The sequence below is a fragment of the Dyadobacter sp. genome (genome assembly GCF_039919315.1).
Taxonomy (GTDB): Bacteria; Bacteroidota; Bacteroidia; order Cytophagales; family Spirosomataceae; genus Dyadobacter.
On record NZ_JBDSFX010000102.1, the window covers coordinates 158,648 to 182,018 of the forward strand.

24 protein-coding genes are annotated in these 23,371 nt (G+C 43.6%); 10 read left to right on the plus strand and 14 right to left on the minus strand.

The window, feature by feature from the left end; translation table 11 throughout:
• Positions 1-31: 31 nt before the first annotated feature.
• The 10 genes from ABIO93_RS30215 to apaG all read right to left on the minus strand — a co-directional run bounded on the left by ABIO93_RS30215 (position 32) and on the right by apaG (position 9,104).
• Positions 32-1,045, minus strand: a complete 1,014-nt coding sequence (locus ABIO93_RS30215; RefSeq protein ID WP_348073762.1) for an MlaD family protein — start codon at positions 1,043-1,045, stop codon at positions 32-34.
• 2 nt (positions 1,046-1,047) lie between these two features.
• The gene (locus ABIO93_RS30220; RefSeq protein WP_348073763.1) at positions 1,048-1,812 is read right to left on the minus strand and encodes an ATP-binding cassette domain-containing protein; all 765 of its coding nucleotides are present in this window, start codon (positions 1,810-1,812) and stop codon (positions 1,048-1,050) included.
• Between the two features lies 1 nt (position 1,813).
• On the minus strand, positions 1,814-2,602 hold the full coding sequence (locus ABIO93_RS30225; RefSeq protein WP_348073764.1) for an ABC transporter permease: 789 nt from the start codon (positions 2,600-2,602) through the stop codon (positions 1,814-1,816).
• A 4-nt stretch (positions 2,603-2,606) separates the two neighbouring features.
• Positions 2,607-3,365, minus strand: coding sequence for an EcsC family protein (locus ABIO93_RS30230; protein ID WP_348073765.1), 759 nt, complete (start codon positions 3,363-3,365; stop codon positions 2,607-2,609).
• 127 nt (positions 3,366-3,492) lie between these two features.
• Positions 3,493-4,554, minus strand: a complete 1,062-nt coding sequence (locus tag ABIO93_RS30235; RefSeq protein ID WP_348073766.1) for an endonuclease/exonuclease/phosphatase family protein — start codon at positions 4,552-4,554, stop codon at positions 3,493-3,495.
• 77 nt (positions 4,555-4,631) lie between these two features.
• Entirely contained in the window at positions 4,632-5,609 is a 978-nt protein-coding gene (locus ABIO93_RS30240) for a glycoside hydrolase family 43 protein (protein ID WP_348073767.1), read from the minus strand.
• A gap of 57 nt (positions 5,610-5,666) precedes the next feature.
• Entirely contained in the window at positions 5,667-6,809 is a 1,143-nt protein-coding gene (locus tag ABIO93_RS30245; RefSeq protein WP_348073768.1) for a hypothetical protein, read from the minus strand.
• The gene (locus ABIO93_RS30250; RefSeq protein WP_348073769.1) at positions 6,806-7,774 is read right to left on the minus strand and encodes a DUF2157 domain-containing protein; all 969 of its coding nucleotides are present in this window, start codon (positions 7,772-7,774) and stop codon (positions 6,806-6,808) included. Before ABIO93_RS30250 ends, ABIO93_RS30245 begins: the two co-directional genes overlap by 4 nt.
• 109 nt (positions 7,775-7,883) lie before the next feature.
• A complete protein-coding gene (locus tag ABIO93_RS30255; RefSeq protein ID WP_348073770.1) occupies positions 7,884-8,660 on the minus strand; it encodes a class I SAM-dependent methyltransferase in 777 nt (258 codons plus the stop codon).
• Positions 8,661-8,717: 57 nt separating this feature from the next.
• On the minus strand, positions 8,718-9,104 hold the full coding sequence (apaG, locus tag ABIO93_RS30260) for a Co2+/Mg2+ efflux protein ApaG (RefSeq protein WP_348073771.1): 387 nt from the start codon (positions 9,102-9,104) through the stop codon (positions 8,718-8,720).
• A 150-nt stretch (positions 9,105-9,254) separates the two neighbouring features.
• Between apaG and ung the strand changes: the two genes are divergently transcribed.
• Positions 9,255-9,920: a uracil-DNA glycosylase gene (ung, locus tag ABIO93_RS30265; RefSeq protein ID WP_348073772.1), complete on the plus strand. Its 666-nt coding sequence runs from the start codon at positions 9,255-9,257 to the stop codon at positions 9,918-9,920.
• A 69-nt stretch (positions 9,921-9,989) separates the two neighbouring features.
• Here the strand turns inward: ung and ABIO93_RS30270 are convergent, their stop codons facing one another.
• Positions 9,990-10,394: a Dabb family protein gene (locus ABIO93_RS30270; protein ID WP_348073773.1), complete on the minus strand. Its 405-nt coding sequence runs from the start codon at positions 10,392-10,394 to the stop codon at positions 9,990-9,992.
• A gap of 508 nt (positions 10,395-10,902) precedes the next feature.
• Here ABIO93_RS30270 and ABIO93_RS30275 point away from each other — a divergent pair.
• Positions 10,903-11,775 carry a zinc dependent phospholipase C family protein gene (locus ABIO93_RS30275; RefSeq protein WP_348073774.1) on the plus strand — a complete coding sequence of 291 codons (873 nt, stop codon included), beginning with the start codon at positions 10,903-10,905 and terminating at the stop codon, positions 11,773-11,775.
• Between the two features lie 14 nt (positions 11,776-11,789).
• Here the strand turns inward: ABIO93_RS30275 and ABIO93_RS30280 are convergent, their stop codons facing one another.
• From ABIO93_RS30280 to ald, 3 genes are all read right to left on the minus strand, one after another.
• Positions 11,790-12,311: a DinB family protein gene (locus ABIO93_RS30280; RefSeq protein WP_348073775.1), complete on the minus strand. Its 522-nt coding sequence runs from the start codon at positions 12,309-12,311 to the stop codon at positions 11,790-11,792.
• A gap of 66 nt (positions 12,312-12,377) precedes the next feature.
• Positions 12,378-14,168 (minus strand): DEAD/DEAH box helicase, encoded by a 1,791-nt coding sequence (locus tag ABIO93_RS30285; RefSeq protein WP_348073776.1) that lies wholly within the window; start codon positions 14,166-14,168, stop codon positions 12,378-12,380.
• A gap of 456 nt (positions 14,169-14,624) precedes the next feature.
• Positions 14,625-15,737 (minus strand): alanine dehydrogenase, encoded by a 1,113-nt coding sequence (gene ald / locus ABIO93_RS30290; protein ID WP_348073777.1) that lies wholly within the window; start codon positions 15,735-15,737, stop codon positions 14,625-14,627.
• Between the two features lie 179 nt (positions 15,738-15,916).
• Between ald and ABIO93_RS30295 the strand changes: the two genes are divergently transcribed.
• From ABIO93_RS30295 to lepB (ABIO93_RS30330), 8 genes are all read left to right on the plus strand, one after another.
• The gene (locus ABIO93_RS30295; protein WP_348073778.1) at positions 15,917-16,378 is read left to right on the plus strand and encodes an Lrp/AsnC family transcriptional regulator; all 462 of its coding nucleotides are present in this window, start codon (positions 15,917-15,919) and stop codon (positions 16,376-16,378) included.
• Positions 16,379-16,464: 86 nt separating this feature from the next.
• Positions 16,465-17,487, plus strand: a complete 1,023-nt coding sequence (locus ABIO93_RS30300; RefSeq protein ID WP_348073779.1) for an SPASM domain-containing protein — start codon at positions 16,465-16,467, stop codon at positions 17,485-17,487.
• A gap of 164 nt (positions 17,488-17,651) precedes the next feature.
• The gene (locus ABIO93_RS30305) at positions 17,652-18,449 is read left to right on the plus strand and encodes an AAA family ATPase (RefSeq protein ID WP_348073780.1); all 798 of its coding nucleotides are present in this window, start codon (positions 17,652-17,654) and stop codon (positions 18,447-18,449) included.
• A 28-nt stretch (positions 18,450-18,477) separates the two neighbouring features.
• The gene (locus ABIO93_RS30310) at positions 18,478-19,395 is read left to right on the plus strand and encodes a ParB/RepB/Spo0J family partition protein (protein WP_348073781.1); all 918 of its coding nucleotides are present in this window, start codon (positions 18,478-18,480) and stop codon (positions 19,393-19,395) included.
• Positions 19,396-19,398: 3 nt separating this feature from the next.
• Positions 19,399-20,106, plus strand: coding sequence for a DUF5683 domain-containing protein (locus ABIO93_RS30315; RefSeq protein WP_348073782.1), 708 nt, complete (start codon positions 19,399-19,401; stop codon positions 20,104-20,106).
• 34 nt (positions 20,107-20,140) lie between these two features.
• On the plus strand, positions 20,141-20,860 hold the full coding sequence (gene dapB, locus ABIO93_RS30320; protein WP_348073783.1) for a 4-hydroxy-tetrahydrodipicolinate reductase: 720 nt from the start codon (positions 20,141-20,143) through the stop codon (positions 20,858-20,860).
• 24 nt (positions 20,861-20,884) lie between these two features.
• Complete coding sequence (gene lepB, locus ABIO93_RS30325; protein WP_348073784.1) at positions 20,885-22,021, plus strand: signal peptidase I; 1,137 nt, start codon at positions 20,885-20,887, stop codon at positions 22,019-22,021.
• A gap of 142 nt (positions 22,022-22,163) precedes the next feature.
• A complete protein-coding gene (gene lepB / locus ABIO93_RS30330; RefSeq protein ID WP_348073785.1) occupies positions 22,164-23,342 on the plus strand; it encodes a signal peptidase I in 1,179 nt (392 codons plus the stop codon).
• Positions 23,343-23,371 lie beyond the last annotated feature (29 nt).

Sequence of the window (23,371 nt, forward strand, 5' to 3'; positions counted from 1 at the left end):
AAAGAGTCAGTGGGTTTGCAAAACTATGAATTTATTGGTTTACCTGTTCTTTTACTTCTTCTTTCGCGGGTTCTTTGGCCTCATCTTTTGCCTTGCGTTTAAAATACCTCCGGAAGAGAAAATTGGACCTCAGCGCGGTCATATTTTCATCCAATTTTTCGGTGGTACTTTCCAGGTTTTTGAGGGTGCTTTTCAGGTTTGATGCCGTAGCTTCATCATGCAGCATCACACCCAAAGGACTAGTTGTATTGGAATTCAGATCCGCGCTGGCCGTTTTAAGATTACCAACCATGACGTTGGCTGAGGAAACAGTCTCATTCAATTTGCCGATTGTGGTTCTCAAATCCCTCATAATCACCGTATCAGTAGCGAAATCGTTAGCTAGCCCACCTTTTTGGTTGAGCTTATCGGTGAATCCTGATAATGACGAAGTCATTGTCTGAGCGTTAGTCGCTGCTTTTTTGAGTGCTGCCATTGTCTGATCCACATCTTTGTAGAGCGTTTCATCATTGAGCAACATACCTACTGTTCCTTTTCCAGCCAGGATATTTTTGCTGATCGTCTTAAATGCGCTGGTGATTCCGAGCAAATTTTTGTTGTTTTCAGAGAGCACTGCCAGCATTTCCTCTGTACTTTCTATTTTTTCAACCACCAGCTCATCACCATCCTCAATGGACGGCACTTTTTGCGTCCCGCCGTATAGAACGATAATTTTATTCCCGATCAATCCGTCGGTACTTACTTTTGCCTTCGCATTCTTACGGATAAATTCCTGTGATTTCTCCTCTATGTGTAGCATGACTTCCACACGCGAATTTTCCAGGAAACGAATCGTTTTCACGGTTCCAATTTTCACCCCTGAATACCAGACATTATTGCCTGGTTTCAATCCATTCACGTCGTCAAAAATGGTTTTGACCGATATAGTCGAAGAAAAAACCTTTTTCATGCTACCGATTGTGAGTATGCCTACCACGAAGATGATAATGCCGATGATGACAAACAGACCGACTGTGATGGAGCGTTTTCTTGTTGATGTTTCCATTATTATTGAATAAAATTATAATCGTAAAAACTTTTGATTCTTTCTTCATCGGTATCAAATACCTCTTCAAATGTTCCTTGTTTGAGAAACTGGCCATCGAACAGCATCGCAATGCGATCGCCGGTCTCTCTGGCGCACGTGAGGTCGTGCGTGATGATAATGGAACTAGTGTGATATTTCTCCTTCACTTCGTTAATTAATTGATTGATTTCCAGGCAGGTAATAGGATCGAGTCCTGCCGTAGGTTCATCGTAGAGCATAATCTCAGGTTTGAGAATCAGCGTCCGGGCAATCCCAATTCGCTTGCGCTGTCCACCTGAAAGTTCTGACGGCACCTGATTGATCGTTTGCAAAAGGCCCACAGCATCCAGAACCGATTCGATCTGTTCGTTGATTTCAGCACGGGTAAGGTTGGCCACATTCCTGACGAGCGGGAATTCCAAATTTTCGCGAACGGTCATACTATCATATAGCGCGCTGTTCTGAAAAGAGAATCCAATTTTTAGACGTAGATTTCTCAACTCTTTCTCATTGAGCGTCGAAACCTCTTCTCCCAGAACGACACAGCTTCCTTTGTCCTGTTTCAGTAGTGCAACGATAATCTTAATCAGGACTGATTTTCCCGTTCCTGAGCGGCCGAGCACTACCACATTTTCGCCCTTGTTCAAAACCAGATCTACTCCCCGCAGTACGTGGAGATCACCAAAAGATTTGTGAAGATCTTTGATTTCTATAACCGGTTGATCGGGCTGGGTACTTTCTTCCATTTTATATTCTGAAATAATTCGAAACCTGTACAATAATCACTTCCTCAATGAAAATAAGGAACATTGAAATCACGACCGCGGAGTTTGCAGCTTTACCAACACCCTCTGTGCCTTTACTGGCATTATATCCCTGGTAACAGCCTACTATTCCAATGGTGAATCCGTAAGCCACTGCTTTGGCAACCGACGTTCCAATGTCCAGAAAGGTGATCTGTTCAAATGCATTTTCAAAAAATGCGATGAAACTAGTGCCCTCATTTAAAGTCACATTGAGATATGCGCCCAGCAAAGCAACGAGTGTACAATAAAACATGAGGATGGGAATGGTGATTGTTGAAGCCAGTACGCGGGTGACGACCAGAAATTTAAATGGGTTTACCGCTGAAACTTCCATTGCGTCGATCTGCTCGGTAACGCGCATGGAACCCAGCTCCGCACCAATGCTGGAACCGATTTTACCTGCGCTGATCAGTGCGGTAACCAGTGCTGCCAATGCTCTTACAATAGCGATAGCCACCAAAGAAGGTAACCAGGATGTAGCGCCAAATTCTGCCAGTGAAGGACGGGATTGCTTGGTGAAAACCATACCCGTGATAAATCCGGTCATGCTGATCAACAGTAGCGACCTGTTTCCAATAGCATAGCATTGTTTAACGATTTCCTGAAATTCCATCCTTCCCTTGAAGGCTTCCCTGAAAAATCGCAGGAAGAACATGTAGCCATTATAAACTGAAAGAAAGGCGGAATCCAACCCTTTTGTGTAGACATATCCCTTTTTCGAAGCGCTCATTCAATTATTTTACAAGGTTGATCTTTGAGTAACTGTTGTTGATATACTTTTCTTCAAACCAACGCATTCTGTAAGCATTCATCGCAGTTTTACCGAGCCGATCCAGTAATCTGTAATTGACAATAAGACCTACGGCTGCGCCGATCCCGGGGATAAGCTGGGCCATTTTTGCCAGGTCAATGTAATCACGGTATTCCTGCTGAAAGGTTTTCCAGTCAAACTGGTGAATGTCTTCGGGTAATGTTGCGCTCTTGACGTGCCAAAGACTCATTTGTTCAAATACTTTTTGTCTTTGTTTCTGACTGGAAAACGCGAGCTGAAAAATGTGCAGAATGAATAACCGCTCACGGTAATCGTCTACGGGACGGCCATAAAGCGCGGCAATTTCAAATAGCAGCTTCATTTTAATACCAATTAAAATGGGGAATTCGGCCAATGCAAGCCAAAATCCACCTGCGCCGGTGATACCACCTTCGGCTGCTCCTGCTTTTTTATAAAACTCTATTTTCTTTTTGACCGCCAGCTCTATCTCTTCCAGGCTCGTTGCCGGCAGTGGGAGCGAGGTGGTGTACTCAACGCCCGTGAGCACTCCCCGGGTCATTTGCTTGATCGTCGCAGTGATAACCTGATGAACTTTGTCGGGAATGATATTATTGATTTTGTCCTGAAATTTTTTAGAGGTCCTGTCAACAAAGTTGGGCCGCTTTTGCATTCTGTGCTGCCATTTGACTAATTCAGGCTGTATCTTTTCTTCATATGTCATGCTCTGCATATTGGATCAATGGCTAATTCAGGTCGAATAGGGACGGGTAATGCGTATACTGCACTGTAAGTAGCAAAAATCATTCCAACCCGCCAAAAGTTCGAACGATAACAGGATTCTGAGGAAATTAATTGATGTCTTTTGCGATTTTTTCTTCTGCGAGCTCGATTTCATCTTGATCAGCAATCGGCTCTTCCTGCTCATTATCAGCAGTCCGCTCGTATTGTAGGGCAATTAAAATAGGAAAATGGTCGGATGAGAAATTTTCGAGACGTTTCAAATGTACCAGCTTGAAATCTGTTGAACAAAATACATGGTCAAGCGGAAATCTTAAAAATGGATATTTGGCATGAAACGTATTGAAAAAGCCGCGACCTTTTCTGGGATCGAGCAATCCGCTGATTTGGGTAAACAAATTAGTGGTATAGGACCATGCGACATCATTAAGGTCACCCACGACGATGGTCGGTACATTACTTTCTTTTACTTCTTTGGCAACCAGCAAAAGTTCTTTATCCCGCTCGGTGGAATACATGTTCTCGCCCGGAACTGGCGGCGTGGGATGTACACAGTAAAGCTGAATGATTTGGCCGGAACGGAGCTCAATCTGCGTTTTAATGGACGGAATCTCATTGTCTACCAAATACCTGACTTTCGGGTCGATCAGTTTCAGTTTTGAATAAAGTAGCATTCCATAGGTGTTATCAATCGGAACCAGCACATTATAGGGGTAGTCCTTTGCCAGCTCCTTCGTTCCCTCATCCCAAATTGTGTCCGTTTCCAGCAGCAGAATCAGGTCAGGGCTGTATTTTTGGAGCACCTTCATGCAACCGGCAGTGTTCTTGTTGTCCTGAAACACATTGGAAGAGATCATGCTGAGGCCATCTTTCCCATTGATCTGGCTCACTTTCAACATGCTTTTCTTCGCCAAAAATGTGAAAGGGAATATTTGATAAATCAAATAGCAGGCATTCAGTACGCAGCATGCAGTGAAAACGAAACCAAACCCCGAAGAAATGTTAAACAATGACAAATAGAGGATGATAATCAACAGGTTTAGAAACAGCTTTTGGAGCCTGGGATATTCAAATACCCGAAAGGCCCAGAAGTCGTTTCTGATGAGTGGTATCAATGAAAAAAGTATGATTAAACCACCTGAAACCTCTAAAACGATTTTAAACGAATGCATTTGGAAAGACTTTGTGGCGGTTAAGGTAATAATAATTTCTTATTCCAAACCTGTCCCTCCGACTCAAAGCTGATAGGTTATTTTAAACTCACCGGTTTTACGCCCTCCCGGGTAATTTTTACAGGATTGATCAACCCTTTTTGATCGAACGTCATCACATCCACGCAGGTCTCGCGGTGGTTTCCGTCCGTCTCCGTGAGCGGACGTCTGTGATAAACAATGTACCACTGGTCCTTGCCGGGTATCTGAATGATCGAATGATGGCCTGCGCCGGTGGCCACTTTGGGATCTTGCTGAAGAATTTTCCCAACCCGCTCAAATGGCCCGAAAGGAGAGTCTGCAATGGCGTAAGCAACCGAATAATCCGGGCCAGTCCATCCCCCTTCCGACCACATAAAGTAATATTTGCCATTCCTGATAAACATGAAGGGACCTTCTACATAATTTTCGGGAGTGATTTCATGGAAGATGGTACCGTCTTCGAAAGGAATAAAACCTGTAAAGTCATCTTTTAATTTGGCAACATTGCAATGACGCCAGCCTCCGTAAAATAGATAGTATTGCCCGTCTTTATCTTTGAAAACGAACTGATCGATCGGCTGGGCTTTATTATGGAACTTATCAATGAGTGGTTTGCCCAAATAATCTTTAAACGGGCCCTCCGGCTTGTCTGATACTGCAACACCGATACCACCTTTCTCCTGATCGCTCTGAATATCATTTGCACCGAAGAAGAGATAGTATTTTTTGTCCTTTTCTATAATGGAAGGTGCCCACATCGCTCGTTTCGCCCATTTGATGGAGGCGGTATCGAGGATATTACTGTGCTTTGTCCAGGTTACCAGATCCTTGGATGAAAATGCATCCATATGTACCTGCTGGTTATACGGAGCGGAATAGGTGGGATAAATCCAGAAACGGTTACCGAAGATAATGCCTTCCGGATCAGCATACCAGCCAGGAAATACAGGGTTTCCGGAAGTTTTGGAGACTGATTGAGAAAATGAGAAATAACTACACAGGCAAACTGACAGCAGTAAAAGGTGTTTTTTCATTTAACAGATTTCGACAGGGATATGTAAATCTGTGTAAAGTTCTTAATTTTTATCAAATTAATAGACTTCCCCTGCACCTCCGCCGCCAAAATTACCTCCACCAAATTCTATTCCGTTTTCCTGGGGAGTCTGCCCCAGATGCTGAGCCACCAAAATGGCTTCCAGATTAGCAAGTTTACGTCTGCCGTCTGGCTCGTCACACAACCCGTGTTTGGGTGTGTGCAGGTAACGAATTGCTGCCCAGGCAATGAGGAGCAGGAGCGCTCCTGCCACGGCCAGCTCCTGCGATGGCGTCAGCTGACTGAAGTAACTGCGATATGTAAAAATTGAAAATCCGAGAGCGAGCAACCCGATAATGAAAAGAATTCGGTCATGTTTTCTCAAACCGTTCACGATGTAAGCGAGAGGGATAATAATGGTGAAAAAGTAGAATAGTGGAGCAAATGAAATCTGAGGGGAGACAGGGAGGTTAAAATCATTCATCAATGCATTGCCTTCCCGGACGATAAAATAATTGCCGCCGAGGTAAAATGTAAAGAGTGAAAGCACTTCAAGCACTTTCCGACAATCCTGGTAGTAGAGACTTTTACTTTTTCTAGCCGTCACATAAATGACCGCTGATAAGATCATTACTGAAAAAGGAAGCAGTGCTTTACCCAGGGGAAACATCATCATCAGATTTGCCAGCAGTGTAAATAGCACTCCAAATGCAATAACGACAGCCAACAAATCAGCATATCGCAATATAACTGGAACGAGAATGGCCAGCGCGACTATACAATAAAGCCAGACGCTTGCATTTTCAAAAACAAGAAAAACAGGTATCATCGCCCCGAAAACAGCCGCATATAGCAATGCATTGTCCACGCCGGAATGGAACAATCCTTTGTTTTTGATCAGATATTCAAGAAAAAAGGCGAAACAAAAGGCGCAAATCAAGCTAAGGAAGGAGAAGCCGGCCTCTGAACCTGAACTTAGGAAGAAGAGGGAGATGAAGCCTGCAAAAAACGAACAGGCAATCATGGCGAAGAAGAAAAGCCCGATTTTGACGAAGATCCCTGGTCGATAGAATTGTTCGGGAAAAACGTTCTTTACCTGCTCAAACTGTTCTTGGGTCAGCAGATTTTTGGATAGCCATGCAGACGCGGTTTGCTGAATGTGTAGATTTTCAACCCAGTTTTCGTTATAGGCCTTTTTCATTTCTTGATCCCCAGGAATTTTTTAAAGTTTAAAAGAAAGAAGATGACCCCAATGCTTGAAAACAGAAAGTAAAATGTTCCCAGAGCAAATGCGGCATCCTCGCCAAGTGTAATGAATATCGAATACGTGATAATGGAGTAACCGTAAATGACGCCCATTAAAAGAAAAATCAGTGAGTGAGCGTAGCGGGCACGGAAAACAAAAAATGCGGAGAGTGCCATTCCAATCACAAAATAAACAATTTTGAAATCGTGTGAGAACAGGCCGGTTATGGCCGCAATACTTGCCAGGTTTCCACCCATAAACATATATGTAAAAGAAAAATGCTTTTTAAGTTCTTTTTGATCAGAGATCCAGCCAATGACTACCAGCACCACACCAAGCGCGACAGCAGTTACCAAAATACGTTCTGCCGTGAAATCATTTTCAGATAAAATCGAGAAGGGCGCTATCGTAAGCCCGAGCCATGAAGCCAGACCGGTAATGGCCATGGAAAGTGCGCCGCGGTGATCAAAACGGTAGGCGCAAAGAAAAAATACAATGGTGGGAATAATGATCGCCAGCCCGTAACGTGAACCGAATACGTTATACTGAAATTGCAAATAACCTTCCAGGGCCAGAAATAGTGTGCAACCCAGCAGAAGCACGTGATCTACAAATTTGTTAGGATTCTTGACCTCTTGATGACTATACGGAAGACTGTGCTTTGCCGTATAATAAAAACAGGCCCCCGTAAGTGCTGCAATGGCTGCGATGATAACCTGGTGGCCGATCGTATCTATATTTTCGTAGATAATGATCCCGATTCCGGAGGTAAAAAGGATGATGCCCAGGTAGAGGATTGAACGCAGCTCCCAATGGATGGAAAACGGCTTGGCAGCTTCATAGGATTCGATGACAGAAGCCTGAGGATCCGATAGTACTTCTTTGCCTATCAGCGCGTTAAGTATAGTTTGTGTATTCATTAATTGTTAGACGAGGGAAAGTAAAGGTAGCAACTTTACAGAAATAATGTCGCCCTCAAACCTTTGAACTTATCTAACGGAATTCATGAATATGACCTGAGGCTGCTATCTAAAAACGCAGCACGAAATCTTCCTTAACCTGCTCAGTTCTAAAGAAAACCAATCCGATCCAGAACAGGTCTACGGTGAGCGTAACCCGGGGGTGTGCTTTGATATGTTCCCAGGCCTTGGTCATGCCTTCGGACCAATATATATCATCAAAAATAAATACGGAATCATTCTGAATGTAAGGCAGGCAATCTTCAAAGTATTGAACGGTAGGCTCGAAACGGTGGTTGGCATCAAAATAGGCGAAGTCCAGAACCCTGTTCATTCGTTTTAATGCTTCCGGCAAGGTTTGATCAATGTTGCCCAGAACAATTTCGATGTTGTTTGCATTGAATTTATCGAAATGCTGTTTTGCCTTTTTTGCCGTTTCGGGGCAGCCCTCAAAAGTGATCAGGTCGGCGTCCGGCTTTGCCTTGGCCATATATAAGGTAGTAAGCCCCAGTGAAGTACCGAGTTCAAGAATAGTATGAGGCTGAAATCTCTGGATCAGGCGATTGAACAATCGGCCAAATTTTGCAGGTTTTTCGGCGTTTCTGGCAATGGTCTTAATCTTGCGAAAGTTTGATTTATCAACCCGTGAACCTGCACCCAGATCCAGGATTTCTATTTCTTCATCAGAAGCTAGGAGTTCTTTGCGCAGAGATTTGAGGGCAACATAATCAGGGTTATTGTCTTTTCTGACAGAAATTACCTGCGTGTAAAGCTCAAACAGGAAAGGAGAATGGATGGAATGTTGGTTTCCCGAACGGAAAAGGTACTTAAAATAAGCTGCAATCAATGGTCTGGTATTTATTAGGAAAAATTGGCTGGAAGATTAGCCCTTTTTTTGATGATCTTAATTCATTCGGTAAGGCGCTACCAATGAAAACGCAGGAATGATTACCCTGAATTGACGCCCGTCCAAAACTCGCTCCATTAGATAGGTGCCCGCCATTTTTCCAAGATCTGTGCGAAGGTTACAGCCCGATACGTAGTCATGGATATCACCTGGTTCGAGAATGGGTTGAAGGCCCACAATTCCAGCTCCTTCCACTTCTCTGACCGTGCCATTAGCGTCATAGATAAGCCAATGCCTTCTTAATAGTTTAACAGTATGCTCACTATGATTTTCGATCAGTATCTTGTAAGTGAAAACGTAATGATCTTGTCCCGGGTTGGAGTAATCCGGCTGATATTCCGTTAATACGGTGACTTTCACACCATCTGTCACTTTGGAAACCATATAGATGAGGGTGTTATTAAGTTTTGGATACGGTGGGTATTGCGTTAAATATACTCAATAATACTTCTGTTTAAACGAAAATAGTCATCAATTACTGATAAAACCAAATCAAAAATCATATAATTTGGTTTCCAAATTAAAAACAAACGTATGGATGTAAAAATAGAGCAGTCATGGAAAGAGCACCTCGCACCTGAATTTGAAAAGCCTTATTTCACCTCTTTGACTGCATTCGTGAAGGATGAATACAAGTCAAAACAAATATTTCCGCCTGCAAAGCAGATCTTTAATGCTTTCAATTTTTGCAGTTTCGACGCTTGTAAAGTGGTGATTCTCGGTCAGGACCCGTATCACGGCATCGGACAGGCGAATGGCCTTTGTTTTTCTGTCAATGATGGGGTGAGGATGCCTCCCTCGCTGATCAATATTTTTAAAGAAATTAAGGAAGACCTTGGCCAGTCAGTTCCTCCAACTGGTAACCTGGAAAGGTGGGCTAAGCAAGGGGTTTTACTGCTCAATGCGACACTTACTGTGCAAAGCGGCGCGGCGGGCTCTCATCAGAATAAAGGTTGGGAGCGGTTTACAGACTCAGTGATCAAATGCTTATCCGACAACAAGGAAAATTTGGTGTTCATGCTATGGGGAAAATACGCTCAGGACAAAGGAAGTATCATTAATGCTTCCAAGCATCATATATTAAAGGCGCGTCACCCTTCACCGATGTCGGCTAACAATGGTGGATGGTTTGGTACACATCATTTCAGTAAGGCGAACGAATATCTGAAAGCACAGGGATTAGACGAAATCAATTGGTAGGTTGAAACGAAAAAAAGAGTCGGGATGCCCGACTCTTTTTAAGATTTTCACTCCTATTACTATTGTTAATTATTTTTCAATGTTGGAATTCATTTCCAGTACATTATCCCAATTAGCCTGATTTGTTTTAACAAATGCTTTGCGGTCTGAATTGGCAGCGTATTGTTGAGCACCTTCTTTTGTACGGAAGGTCAGATAATGAATCACATCGAACTGATTTTCGTCAACCCCTGATTTCTGAACGTGGCCAGCTGAATATGCTACTACGTCCTTCACTGCGTTTTTCATGATAGCGAAATCCCGCAAATGTTTTTCTACATCTTCGTTGGTAGTTCCCGCTTTAAATTTGATACAAACCACGCGCTGGATTTCAGCTGGTTTGTGAGGTACGTATGCCCCGTAAATAATCAACATAAAGACGCACAAAGCGAAGACAGGTACTAAATATCCTAATGTTTTATTTCTCGTTTTCATTATTACTTATTCTATGAGATTCGATTCTAAAATTTTCTTGTCACAAAGTTAAAACAATATTTAATAATTGTATTATTTATATATATAATATAACTTATTCTGAAAAAATGATATTTTAAGAAACGAACAGGAGGTAAATCGGATTTTTTCAAAATTAAATTTTGGATCATGCATAATGTTTGTTTTTGATATTTCAATAAGAAATGTGTGAAAAATTGGAATATGGGCTTGATCAAAAATGGATAAATTAGATAAACGGGTTAAAAACTTTAACTAATCGTTACTATTTTCTGTGAATTGCGTCTGAATGGCTGTAAATGGGTATTCACCAACAGCCAAATATTGTATGGTCTTCGAAAACGACTTCCGAAAAAAAGTTTTCGAAAAAAGAGTTTTTTTTTCGCCAAAATGGCTCATATCGATGGTGTTGACCATGTGTATGATCCTGTTTTGTTGTTTTTCGCCGCGTTGGGGATTCTGGGCTCATAAGCGAATCAACAGGCTGGCAGTGTATCGCTTGCCCCCGGAGATGCAGTTCTTTTACAAAAAGCATGTCGATTACCTGTCGGAAAACGCGACTAACCCCGATAAAAGAAGGTATTCGGTGGTAGGCGAAGCCGAAAGGCATTTTATTGATCTGGATGTTTATGGCGATAGCGCGCTGCAAATCTTACCAAAATACTGGCGAGAAGCTGTATCAAAATTAGGAGAGGATAGTTTGAGAAAACATGGGATTGTGCCTTGGCACATTCAAGCGGCAGCTTTTCAGCTAACGGAGGCTTTGAAGGAAAAAGATGCCCGGCGTATTCTCCGAGTGTCGGCCGACCTTGGGCATTATATTGCGGATTCTCACGTGCCTTTACATACTACCAAGAATTACAATGGACAGCTGACCAATCAGGAGGGGATTCATGGTTTTTGGGAATCACGCCTTCCCGAACTATTTGCCGAGCATTATGATCTATGGATCGGAGAGGCCCAATACAGAGCCGATATTGCCAATGATGTGTGGCAAACTGTGGCCGACTCGCATCAGGCAAGCGATTCTGTTTTCCATTTTGAAGAAGAACTGACCCGGAGTTTTAATGCAGATAAAAAGTACAGTTATGAATTGCGAAATAACATTTTGACGCGTACCTATTCCCGTGAATTTTCCGAGAAATACCATCAGCTCCTTGGCGACCAGGTGGAGCGGCGAATGAAAGCTTCGGTCAAAATGGTGGGCGATATTTGGTACACTTGCTGGGTCAATGCAGGTCAGCCTGATCTTAGAGAAATAGCGGGCTTTTCTTTTGGAGCTATTGATAAAAAAGAAGAAACTGCCGAGCAGCAAAACTGGTTACAGCGACTTTTTCACGTTCGGCAAGAAAGTGAAAACTAACCGAACACATTACCTTAAATATGGCGGGAAAGTAGTATTCGTGCTGTGACAATCAGTTGTCCCACGTGGCGCTGGGTATGCTCAGCTGCATGAAAAAGCAGTCCTAGCTGAGTTGACGGTATCATTGCCCTGCCCACATAGCGGATTTCGGTCAATGTATTTTCGTTAGTCTGTTTAAGCTGCTCAATCGAGAGGGCAATTTGCTTAGTCAGTGTTTTTAATAAATCATCATAAGAACAACCTTCAAATGGCTCTTTTCCTTCGCTTTTCAGATACGAGAGCTGGGTTTCATTGAGCGATTCTCCTGATGCATACGTGAATAACCGGTCGAGAACACCTGTAATATGCTGCAAATGAAAGCCCACGGATGCAAGGCCTTCGGGCCGTTCCCATAAAAATTTAGCAGGAAAATCAGACGCAAACATGCTCATTTCCTCCTGGCCCTGAAGCAATGCATGCGCGACGGGCTGTAACAATGCGGGTACTGCTGGCAGCGGACCTCTGAGCCATACTTCTAGTTTTTCGATGTGTTGCATGCGGGAAGGTAACAAAAAAAGGGACCTTTTTACAAGTCCCTTTTCGCAATCACAATGATTGAATTCTTATTTCGCAATGTCAATTTGGACAGGCTTTCCTTTGATGGTGTTGCCATCCATTGCACGCAATACCGCACGGGCGTCACGCTCAGGGACATCTACAAAAGTGAATTTATCATAAATATCAATCGCTCCAATGGTTTTTCCTGGTATGTTAGCTTCGCCTGCAATGGCTCCAACGATATCTTTTGGAAGGATATGGTCTTTGCGTCCAAGGCTTAGGAATAAGCGGGTCATACCTGCTTCCGGCGTAGCGCTGCGTTTCGATTCGTCACGGCTACTACCTTCTACTCTGCGTGAATCAGGTCTTCCGGCCGGTGCGTAACGATCAGTAGCGCCACGACGATCACCTTCTCTGCGGTCGTTGCCTCTTTCGAAACGACTTCCAGTTGATGGACGACGTTCAAACCTGTCCCCACCTGCACCTTCACGACGGCCATCACGTTCGCCGCGTCTTTCCTCCCATGCCAGGTTGCTATCAGCGTATTCGTTTTTCTGAACACCCATGATCTGCTTAGCCAATGCGCCTACGATCTGCTCAGTAGAGAAGCCACTGTGATGCAGCATTTCCAGAACATCATTGAAAAGATCCAGATCATCACCTTCTTTAATTGATGCTGAGATGTTTTCAACGAAACGTGCTTTACGAACGCCAACGATATCTTCGTAAGAAGGAATTACTCCTTTTTCAATTTTTACTTTGGTAAAGCCTTCAATAGTTTTAAGACGATATTTCTCGTCACGGGCAACCAGGGAGAATGCCTTTCCTGACAAACCTGCACGACCTGTACGGCCGATACGGTGTACGTAATATTCTTCATCCAATGGAATATCGTAGTTGATCACGCCATCCAGTCCGCTCACATCAATACCACGTGCTGCTACATCTGTTGCAACCAGGATAGTGGTAACACCAGCCTTGAATTTGCTCATGACATTGCTACGTTGTTGCTGACGCAAGTCACCGTGGATACCTTCCGATGCATAACCTCTCAGTTGAAGGTCTTCAACGATCTCGTCCACTTTACGTTTGGTATTACAAAAAACCAGTAGCGATTTCAAATGGTGCATGTCGATCAGACGGGTCATTACTTCTACTTTCGCCTGTGGCTTCACTTCAAAGTAAACCTGTTCGATATTCACGTTGGTCAATTCATTGCGAACCACTTTGATCAGGATAGGATCATTCAGGAAACGCTTGGTGATCGACATAATCGGCTTCGACATGGTTGCCGAGAAAAGAACTGTCTGACGGTCCTCAGGCATGTCAGCAAGAATGCTTTCAATGTCTTCACGGAAACCCATGTCAAGCATTTCGTCCGCTTCGTCAAGCACCATCATTCTTACTTCGTCAAATTTCAACGTTTTGCGCTCCATATGGTCCATGACACGACCAGGAGTTCCTACCACGATATGTACACCTTTTTTCAGGGAGCGGATCTGGCGATCGATAGAGTCACCTCCGTAGATTGCTTCAATTCTGATTCCCCTCATGAATTTGCCTAAACGGCCTAATTCCTCAGAAACCTGTACTGCTAATTCACGTGTTGGGCAAAGTATAAGGGCTTGTACTGCATTACTTGATGTATCAATTCTTTCCAGCACAGGAATACCAAATGCAGCTGTTTTACCGGTACCGGTTTGGGCCTGACCAATTACGTCAGCTCCACCCATTACTGCTGGAATTCCTTGTGCCTGTATAGGAGAGGGTTTTGCAATACCCATTTCAGTTAAGGCTTTAATAATGTTTTCAGAGAGACCAAGCTCTGAGAAATTTTCAATAGTTTCTGTTGTCATTATATGTTTATTAGTATTAATTCTGAGAGATAATTTTAATAATTTCTGCTACGGTCAAACCATAGTTTTCCGTTAAAATGCATTCAGGTTTAAATTGAATACGGCAAAAGATTTCGCTCATGTCATTTTAAGCCGCCGGTCAACCGGACAGCAAGACAAAGCAGTATTAATAATTTAAAAAGGGATTGCGCAAAGCCCACCACAAACGATCCGTGGGGCTCTGCATGAGAAACGGGAAATCCAACCGGGCAAATTTAAAGGTTGGTGGCTAATCTGTAAATGCCAAACCGTGTTATGAAGCAGAGATAGCGAACGGATGTTCGTTAAAATTTATGCAAAAGTAAGAATAATATTGGAAATCGCAATGCAGTAGGGAAATTAATTGTAATATTTTTAGAAAAGCAAAACCTGACGGGTATATGTCCCCGCCAGGTTTTTTTCAGAGTGGTTTGTTGATCAGAATAATCCTTTTACATCCGTGTATGGAAGATTCCAGGCATCGGAAACGCCTCTGAACACTACCTGTCCATTCACCACATTCAAGCCTTTGCGAAGCTCCTCATTGTTGGAGCACGCCTGTTTCCAGCCCAGATTCGCCAGTTGTAGTGCGTAAGGAAGAGTCGCGTTGGTCAATGCAAGTGTGGAGGTATAAGGCACAGCACCAGGCATGTTAGCCACACAGTAATGTACCACGCCATCTACTTCATAAATAGGATCTTCGTGTGTGGTTGCCTTGGAAGTTTCGAAACAGCCGCCCTGGTCAATGGCTACGTCTACCATTACGGTTCCGGGCTTCATCAGTTTCAGCATATCACGGGTGATCAATGACGGCGCTTTTGCGCCTGGTATGAGTACGCCTCCAATGATCAGATTTGCACTTTTCACCAGTTCGCGGATATTGTATTCATTGGACATGACGGTATCTACATTGGCCGGCATAATATCTTCCAGGTAACGCAGTCTTGCCAGGCTGATATCGACGATCGTCACATTGGCTCCTAAGCCGGAAGCCATTTTCGCAGATTGGGTTCCAACGATCCCGCCGCCCAGAACCAGCACATTGGCTGGCTTAACGCCTGCGACACCGCCTAGTAGGATTCCAAATCCGCCCATTGGTTTTTCAAGGTACTTGGCACCTTCCTGAACGGCCATTCTACCGGCTACTTCGCTCATTGGTACTAGTAGCGGTAAGCTTCTGTCGGTTTTTTCAACGGTTTCGTACGCCAGGCAAACGGCCTTACGTGCTATCATAGCGTGCGTGAGCGGTTCGGAAGAAGCAAAGTGGAAATAGGTAAATAAAAGCTGATCGGGCTTGATGAGGTCATATTCGCTGGCGATCGGCTCTTTTACTTTGATGATCATTTCGGCAATCGCGTAAACCTCTTCGATGGTAGCAAGAATGCCCGCGCCTGCTTCTAAATATTGGTCATCTGTAAAACCGCTGCTTTTGCCTGCATCTGTCTGTACATAAACCGTATGACCGTGTTTGCGGAACTCTGTTACACCTGCCGGGGTCAAAGCCACACGGTTTTCATTGTTTTTGATTTCTTTGGGTACACCAATGATCATTGCGATAGAATTTTGTAGTGTTTGGATAGTATTGAAGAGACTACAAAATTAATTTATGGCGGAAAAACTTACTACTAAATGTATCTAAGACAGAAAAGAAAACTATTTTTGAATGTATACGTGAGAAAAAATTCTGTTCAACTCCATATCAAATAACAGTTAGCAATAAAAAAAACTATATGCAACCCGATACCACAGACCGAAAGATCCTGGAACTGCTTCAAAAGAATTCTCAACTGACTATCAAGGAAATAGCCAGCCAGATCAATCTCTCGGTAACGCCGGTGCACGAACGTATTAGAAAGTTGGAAAAAGAAGGGTTTATTGACAAGTATGTATGCCTGTTAAACCGCCGAAAACTAGGTAAGGCACTGGTCGTTTACTGCAATGTTACCCTTGACAAACAGCGTAAGGAGAGCTTTGAGGACTTTAATCAAGCCATCGTCAACATGAGTGAAGTACTGGAATGTTCGGTTGTTTCAGGCAATTTTGATTACATGCTGAAAGTAGTGGTGGAAGACGGGGAAGCGTACAATCAATTTTACCAGCACAAACTTTCTGCACTCAAAAGTGTGTTACACATCAGTAGTTATTTTGTAATTTCCGAAATCAAATACACCACGGGAATTGCTGTTATTTAATTTAGAGAAGCAACCTAATTTCCCGACATTGACCGCCAAAGGCTAACAGCTAGTAGCTAACCGCCTAATAATTACAGCCATAAACGATGAATAAGAATTTTAAAGACGGCCTGAACCTGATGTCCAAAGTGACGGTGAAGAGAGCCTGGAACGCCGTTCAGATACTAAGCAGCTATTTTTATTCAAAAGCGACGGGGAATCCTGTTCACTGGGGAATGCCTATCGCCATTTCTTTTGAACCAACGACTTCTTGTAACCTGCGTTGCCCCGAATGTCCCAGTGGTCTGCGTTCTTTCACCAGGCCGACAGGCATGATGGAGGAAAAGCTCTATAAAAAAACCATTGATGAGCTGGCTGATACATTATTATACCTGATCTTTTATTTTCAGGGAGAGCCATACCTTCATCCGAAATTCTTCGAACTGGTTCAGTATGCGCATGATAAGGGCATTTATACGGCTACTTCTACGAACGCCCATTACCTGAATGATGAAAAGGCGAGAAAAACGGTGGAATCGGGATTGGACAGATTAATTATTTCTATCGATGGTACGACGCAGGATGTTTACCAGCAGTACCGGATAGGAGGGAACCTTGAAAAAGTGTTGGAAGGTACCCGTAACATCATTAAGTGGAAGAAAGAATTGAAATCCAGTACGCCTCATGTTATTTTTCAGTTTCTGGTCGTGAAACCCAATGAGCATCAGATAGAGGATGTGAAAAAACTGGCAGAGGAAATGGGTGTGGATGAGGTAGGACTAAAAACTGCACAGATTTATGATTACGAAGAAGGTTCGGACCTGATACCGACCATTGAGAAATATTCCAGGTATCAGAAGCAAGAAACCGGCCGCTACTCCATTAAAAATAAATTTGTAGACCATTGCTGGAAAATGTGGCATTCATGCGTGATCACCTGGGACGGGGCGGTAGTGCCTTGTTGCTTTGATAAAGATGCGGAATACCAGCTGGGTGATATGAAAAGACAGACCTTCCGGCAGCTGTGGAGAGGTAAAAAATACCAGGACTTCCGTGCTTCGCTGATTAGGTCGCGCTCCGAGATAGAAATGTGCAAAAACTGCACCGAAGGAACCCAGGTTTGGGCGTGAAACACTACTCAATTTGAACCTTATTTTATTTTTAACCAAATAATAATGTCAGCTAGTATTCTGATATATAGGCACTTATTTATTTAATTTCAAACTCCGTGGAACATTTTTTGGTGAATTGTCCCGAATAATGGAAATTTGACATTGGTAACACAAATTAATACATGGGCAAAGTAATTGCAATTGCAAACCAAAAGGGAGGAGTAGGGAAAACCACCACTGCTATTAATCTGGCCGCTAGTTTAGCTGCGCTGGAATTCCGGACGCTGATCATTGATGCTGACCCTCAGGCAAATTCCACTTCGGGGCTGGGATTCAACCCCCAGGAAATGGAAAACAGTATTTACGAATGCATGGTGGAGCAGGCAAAAACGGCCGATATTATTCTTGAAACCGATTTTCCTTACCTGCATTTATTACCATCGCACATTGACCTCGTGGGAGCGGAAATTGAGATGATTAACCTCAAAAACCGTGAACACAGAATGAAGGACGCTATTGCGGAAGTGCGTGACGACTACGATTTTATTGTGATTGACTGCTCGCCTTCGCTGGGCTTGATCACCATCAACAGCCTTACTGCGGCCGATTCAGTAATTATTCCGGTGCAATGCGAATATTTCGCCCTGGAAGGTCTGGGTAAGCTGCTGAACACCATTACCATTATTCAATCCCGCCTGAACACTGCGCTGGTTATTGAAGGCATTTTGTTAACCATGTATGATTTGCGCCTGCGTTTATCCAATCAGGTTGTCAATGAAGTTACTAACCACTTTGAGTCACTCGTTTTTAATACCATTATCCCTCGTAACGTACGTATCAGTGAAGCGCCAAGTTTTGGAATCCCTGTCATGGCACAGGATGCTGATAGTAAAGGTGCTGTCAGCTATTTGAATCTTGCAAGAGAAATTCTCACTAAAAATGGTTTACTCTCCTCCGATAAACATCTGGGAGTGAACTAATAAAACGATTTGAATAGCGCGACATACGATGGAGAATAGTAGTAAGACAAAGAAAATGACCGGATTAGGAAGAGGTTTGGGTGCTCTTCTACAAGATTCGGAAAAAATGAACCCGCCCCGGGCCAGCGCCCGTCTTGCACCTACTGACGTGGTGGGGTCTATGAATGACATTGATGTAAATCACATCGAAGCCAATCCCTACCAGCCACGTACGAAGTTTGATCAGGAATCCTTGCAGGAACTGGCGGATTCTATCCGTGTACAAGGCATCATTCAGCCCATCACGGTGAGGCAGCTCGGAGATGATTCCTACCAGCTTATATCCGGGGAACGTCGCTTACAGGCGTCACGCTCATTGGGCATGACCTCCATACCTGCCTACGTACGGACTGCCAATGACCAGCAAATGCTGGAAATGGCGCTTATCGAAAACATTCAACGTGAAAACCTTAATTCTATTGAAATAGCGCTGAGCTATCAGCGCCTGATACTGGAATGTAATCTGAAACAGGAAGAACTGGGTGTAAGGGTTGGAAAGAACCGCACCACGGTCAATAATTATATTAGACTATTGAAATTGCCTCCGGTCATCCAGGCTGCACTTCGCGACAATCAGATCAGTATGGGTCATGCGCGGGCGATCATTACCATTAACAGTGACCAGAGTCAGCTTAAAATTTTTAATAAGATCATAGAAGAAGGATGGTCGGTGAGAAAGGTAGAGGAAGAAGTAAGAAAGCTGGGAATGATGAGCAATATCTCGTTCGCGGCCAAAAAGCAAGCAACAATTAATCAGGAAATAAAGTCGTTACAGTTTCAATTATCGTCCTTTTTCGGAGCTAAGGTTTCGGTAAAAAGCAATGAGGAGCACAAGGGTGAAATTAAGATCCCTTTTACGTCTCAGGACGAATTGAAAAAGATTTTGGACACTTTGAAATTCAAATAAGACTTGAAAAACTGGTTTTGGCTTGGGGTAATTTTGTTATTTTCGGAGGGACTTGCGGCGCAAACGACAACTAAAAGGGACACCATAAAGATCGGTAAAGAGACCGTGATCACTGGTGATACCCTCATTGTAACCGGGTCAGATTCGTTAAAAAACGTTAAAGATGCCGACGGGAAGAAGAAATTTTTCCCCGTTCCTAAAACAGCAACTAGACTTGCTCTAATCCCGGGTGGTGGACAAATTTATAACCGGGATTACTGGAAGCTGCCCATTGTTTACATTGCTTTCGGCGGTGGGTTGTACACCTACTATCTGAATTCGATCAAGTACAATGATTACCTCAGTGCATATAAGGAGTTTTACGACCTGGATAAAAACAGTCCTAAGTATGGGCAGATCAAGACGGGGTTGACTGCTGATTCCTCGAAAATAGTCCGGGTGAGGAATTTGTTAAATACGAATAGTCAGTATTTGCCGGCGACAAGGGACAGGATCGCGAAGGGTAAAAACTATTGGAGAAGGAACAGAGGGTTTTCCTTGATCGTAACAGGGCTTATTTACACGCTTTCGATCATTGAGGCCAACGTGGCGGCGCATTTAAAAACATTTGATCTCTCGGAAGATCTAAGCCTTCGGATAGAACCAAAGCTTCATCAGCCGTCGATGATCACACCAACGCCAGGTTTAAGAGTTGTTTTTAATTTAAAATGATATATAAATAAGTACGGAATCTAATTTTTAGTTAATGAGAATATTATTACTCGGGTATGGCAAGATGGGAAAAACGATTGAGCAAATTGCCCTTGACAGGGGACATTCGGTCGTTGGGAAAATTGATGTCCAGAATCGCGCAGATATGGACCAGCTCAAATCCGCTGATGTGGATGTGGCTATCGAGTTCAGCTCGCCGGAAGCAGCATACGATAATATAACCTACTGCTTAAAAAAGGGATGGCCGATCGTAAGTGGCACAACGGGCTGGCTGGAACACCGTACTGAGATTGAAAATCTTTGCAAAGAGCAGTCAGGAGCCTTCTTCTATGCTTCTAATTATAGCATTGGCGTTAATTTGTTCTTTCGCCTGAGTCGTCAGCTTGCCCGCCTGATGAATGGTCAGGAATATCAGGCTTCGATGACCGAAATTCACCACATTCATAAACTGGACGCCCCGAGCGGTACCGCTATCACACTTGCAGAAGGCATAATTGAAGAGCGGGAAGACCTGACTGGATGGAAACTTGCCCCTGATGACGAGGAAGGTTTCGTTCAGATCCTGGCAAAGCGCGAGGGTGAAGTTCCGGGGACGCATGTCGTGCGTTACGAATCAGAAGTAGATACCATTGAAATTTCGCATACTGCCCACAGTCGCAAAGGATTCGCATTAGGTGCGGTCGTTTCGGCAGAGTGGCTCCCCGGCAGATACGGGGTTTTTGGCATGAATGACCTTCTCAAAAATTTGGATTAATACACTTAACAATCATTGCATAGCATGGCTATTAATAAAGAGCTGACCTCTAACGCTGTTCATACTAAAAAAAGGAAATCTCCGGTGCGGGAATGGTTTGATTCCATATTGTTTGCCGTTGTGGCGGCGACATTGATCCGGTGGCTGTTTTTTGAGGCATTTACGATACCTACTCCCTCGATGGAAAACAGTTTGCTGGTGGGGGATTTTCTCTTCGTAAGTAAGCTGCATTACGGAACCCGCACACCAAAAACGCCTTTGCAGGTTCCGTTGACCCACCAAACGATTTGGGGAACAAATATTCCTTCCTATACGGACGCCATTCAGTTGCCACAATATCGTTTGCCAGGATTTAGCGATGTGAAACGTGGTGACGTCGTTGTCTTTAATTACCCACCCGAATTGCAGCATCCGGTTGACCTGAAAACCAATTATATCAAGCGTTGCATGGGTTTGCCGGGAGATAAGCTGGAAGTACGGGATTTACAGGTATTTGCCAATGGTACTGCGGTTGAAAACCCGGTCCGTATGGAGAATGAGTACTTTGTAGCGACTACCACGGCGGTTAATGAAGAGAAGGTTTTCAAGGAGAATGGCGTTTCGGAGTACAATGCATATAGCGAAAGCTATAATGATACGATTCCTTCCAATGATCAGATGGGTTACCTGGTTTTCACCACGGTGGAAATTGCAGCCAAGCTCAAAACTTACGATTTCGTTAAAAACATTACATTGGTGAAATCTTCAAAAGATATCAGTGAGCCTAGCTTGTATCCGAATTCATCTCTTTATAAATGGAATCGTGATAATTACGGGCCGGTAACTGTTCCCGCCAAAGGCATGACGGTTCAACTGACGCCAGAAAACGTAGCGATGTACGGACCGGTTATTAAAAATTATGAAGAAAATGAAGATGTAGTACTGGACGAAAAATCAGTAAAAGTGGCTGGTAAAGCCATTACCAGTTATACATTCAAACAGGACTATTACTTTATGATGGGTGATAACCGTCACAATTCTGCGGATTCACGCTATTGGGGTTTTGTTCCGATGGATCACGTTGTAGGAAAAGCGGTGTTTGTGTGGATGTCAATAGATCCGAGTCCGACTAGCTTCTTTAATAAAATTCGCTGGAATCGCCTTTTCCGCGTCATTAACTAGCATTTCAAAAGTACATGCAAAAGGGAGGGTCGTTATGGCCTTCCCTTTTTTGTTTTGATTCATATATAAATAAACATTATATAACTGTTTTCTTATTATTTTGATAAATGCTATATTGCCGCGACTTTAAATCCTCATTAAAATGCCGGTTACAGAAATTTTTCAAACACCCGAGAAAACAAAACCCAGGAAATCTGCATTTCGCGAATGGCTGGATTCCGTTTTGTTTGCGGTGATAGCGGCCACGATCATTCGCTGGCTCTTTTTCAGCGCTTTTGTAATTCCGACACCTTCCATGGAAAATAGCCTGTTGGTAGGGGACTACCTTTTTGTGAGCAGGCTGCATTACGGGACTACCACCCCGGTCACGCCGTTGCAGGTACCGCTTACGCACCAGACGATCTGGCAGACCAGTATTCCATCCTACCTGGACTGGATTCAGTTGCCACAGTTCCGCCTTCCAGGATTCACCGACGTTAAACGTGGAGATGTGATCGTATTTTATCTGCCTGTCGAACACCCGAACGCCTACCAGAAGTACAGTTCAGTATTGCCGAACCTACATCCCCATCCGCTCGATCAGCGCTCCAATTACATTAAAAGGTGTGTGGCGCTGCCAGGCGATCGGCTGGAAGTAAGGGGCGGGCAGGTTTACATCAACGGAAATAAACAGGTTAATCCGGTACGGATGCAGAACGAGTACTTTGTTTCCACCACGACGGCGATCAATGAAGAAAATGTATTCCGCAAGAATGGCATTACCGACTTCACACAGTTTACCGAGACTTTCAATGATAGCACTGCTGCAAATGATGAATTCGGATACATCGTCAAAACGACGAGTGACCTGGCCGCTCAGCTCAAATCTCATGATTTTGTAAAAAGGATCGAACCGGTTTTCATGAGTAAGGGCCTGAAAGAACCATTTCTTTTTCCTTCGACTAATTTATTGGATTGGAATAAAGACAATTACGGACCAGTTATGATTCCAAAAGAAGGCGCGAGGGTGCCCATGACCGCAGTGAACATTGCCCTCTACGGTGAGGTAATTAAAAATTATGAAGGCAACGATCAGGTTATCCTGGAAGAAGGTAAAATAACTTTGAACGGAAAAGTCTTGGAAAGCTACACATTCAAACAGGATTACTTCTTTATGATGGGTGATAACCGCCATGACTCGGCTGATTCGCGGTACTGGGGGTTTGTGCCCAAGGATCACATTGTAGGGAAAGCGGCTTTTGTATGGATGTCCATTGATCCTAATCCTACCAGTTTTTTAAAGAAATTGCGCTGGGATAGAATTTTTAGGATCATTCAGTAACAAAAAAGGCCGTCAAGCGGCCTCTGTTT

Excerpts from the sequence above, each read along its gene's own strand:
- ABIO93_RS30215 (WP_348073762.1), bottom strand. The coding sequence starts at position 1,045 with ATGGAAACATCAACAAGAAAACGCTCCATCACAGTCGGTCTGTTTGTC.
- ABIO93_RS30220 (WP_348073763.1), bottom strand. The coding sequence starts at position 1,812 with ATGGAAGAAAGTACCCAGCCCGATCAACCGGTTATAGAAATCAAAGAT.
- ABIO93_RS30225 (WP_348073764.1), bottom strand. The coding sequence starts at position 2,602 with ATGAGCGCTTCGAAAAAGGGATATGTCTACACAAAAGGGTTGGATTCC.
- ABIO93_RS30230 (WP_348073765.1), bottom strand. The coding sequence starts at position 3,365 with ATGACATATGAAGAAAAGATACAGCCTGAATTAGTCAAATGGCAGCAC.
- ABIO93_RS30235 (WP_348073766.1), bottom strand. The coding sequence starts at position 4,554 with ATGCATTCGTTTAAAATCGTTTTAGAGGTTTCAGGTGGTTTAATCATA.
- ABIO93_RS30240 (WP_348073767.1), bottom strand. The coding sequence starts at position 5,609 with ATGAAAAAACACCTTTTACTGCTGTCAGTTTGCCTGTGTAGTTATTTC.
- ABIO93_RS30245 (WP_348073768.1), bottom strand. The coding sequence starts at position 6,809 with ATGAAAAAGGCCTATAACGAAAACTGGGTTGAAAATCTACACATTCAG.
- ABIO93_RS30250 (WP_348073769.1), bottom strand. The coding sequence starts at position 7,774 with ATGAATACACAAACTATACTTAACGCGCTGATAGGCAAAGAAGTACTA.
- apaG (WP_348073771.1), bottom strand. The coding sequence starts at position 9,104 with ATGGTTTCCAAAGTGACAGATGGTGTGAAAGTCACCGTATTAACGGAA.
- ung (WP_348073772.1), top strand. The coding sequence starts at position 9,255 with ATGGATGTAAAAATAGAGCAGTCATGGAAAGAGCACCTCGCACCTGAA.
- ABIO93_RS30270 (WP_348073773.1), bottom strand. The coding sequence starts at position 10,394 with ATGAAAACGAGAAATAAAACATTAGGATATTTAGTACCTGTCTTCGCT.
- ABIO93_RS30280 (WP_348073775.1), bottom strand. The coding sequence starts at position 12,311 with ATGCAACACATCGAAAAACTAGAAGTATGGCTCAGAGGTCCGCTGCCA.
- ABIO93_RS30285 (WP_348073776.1), bottom strand. The coding sequence starts at position 14,168 with ATGACAACAGAAACTATTGAAAATTTCTCAGAGCTTGGTCTCTCTGAA.
- ald (WP_348073777.1), bottom strand. The coding sequence starts at position 15,737 with ATGATCATTGGTGTACCCAAAGAAATCAAAAACAATGAAAACCGTGTG.
- ABIO93_RS30295 (WP_348073778.1), top strand. The coding sequence starts at position 15,917 with ATGCAACCCGATACCACAGACCGAAAGATCCTGGAACTGCTTCAAAAG.
- ABIO93_RS30300 (WP_348073779.1), top strand. The coding sequence starts at position 16,465 with ATGAATAAGAATTTTAAAGACGGCCTGAACCTGATGTCCAAAGTGACG.
- ABIO93_RS30305 (WP_348073780.1), top strand. The coding sequence starts at position 17,652 with ATGGGCAAAGTAATTGCAATTGCAAACCAAAAGGGAGGAGTAGGGAAA.
- ABIO93_RS30310 (WP_348073781.1), top strand. The coding sequence starts at position 18,478 with ATGGAGAATAGTAGTAAGACAAAGAAAATGACCGGATTAGGAAGAGGT.
- dapB (WP_348073783.1), top strand. The coding sequence starts at position 20,141 with ATGAGAATATTATTACTCGGGTATGGCAAGATGGGAAAAACGATTGAG.
- lepB (WP_348073784.1), top strand. The coding sequence starts at position 20,885 with ATGGCTATTAATAAAGAGCTGACCTCTAACGCTGTTCATACTAAAAAA.
- lepB (WP_348073785.1), top strand. The coding sequence starts at position 22,164 with ATGCCGGTTACAGAAATTTTTCAAACACCCGAGAAAACAAAACCCAGG.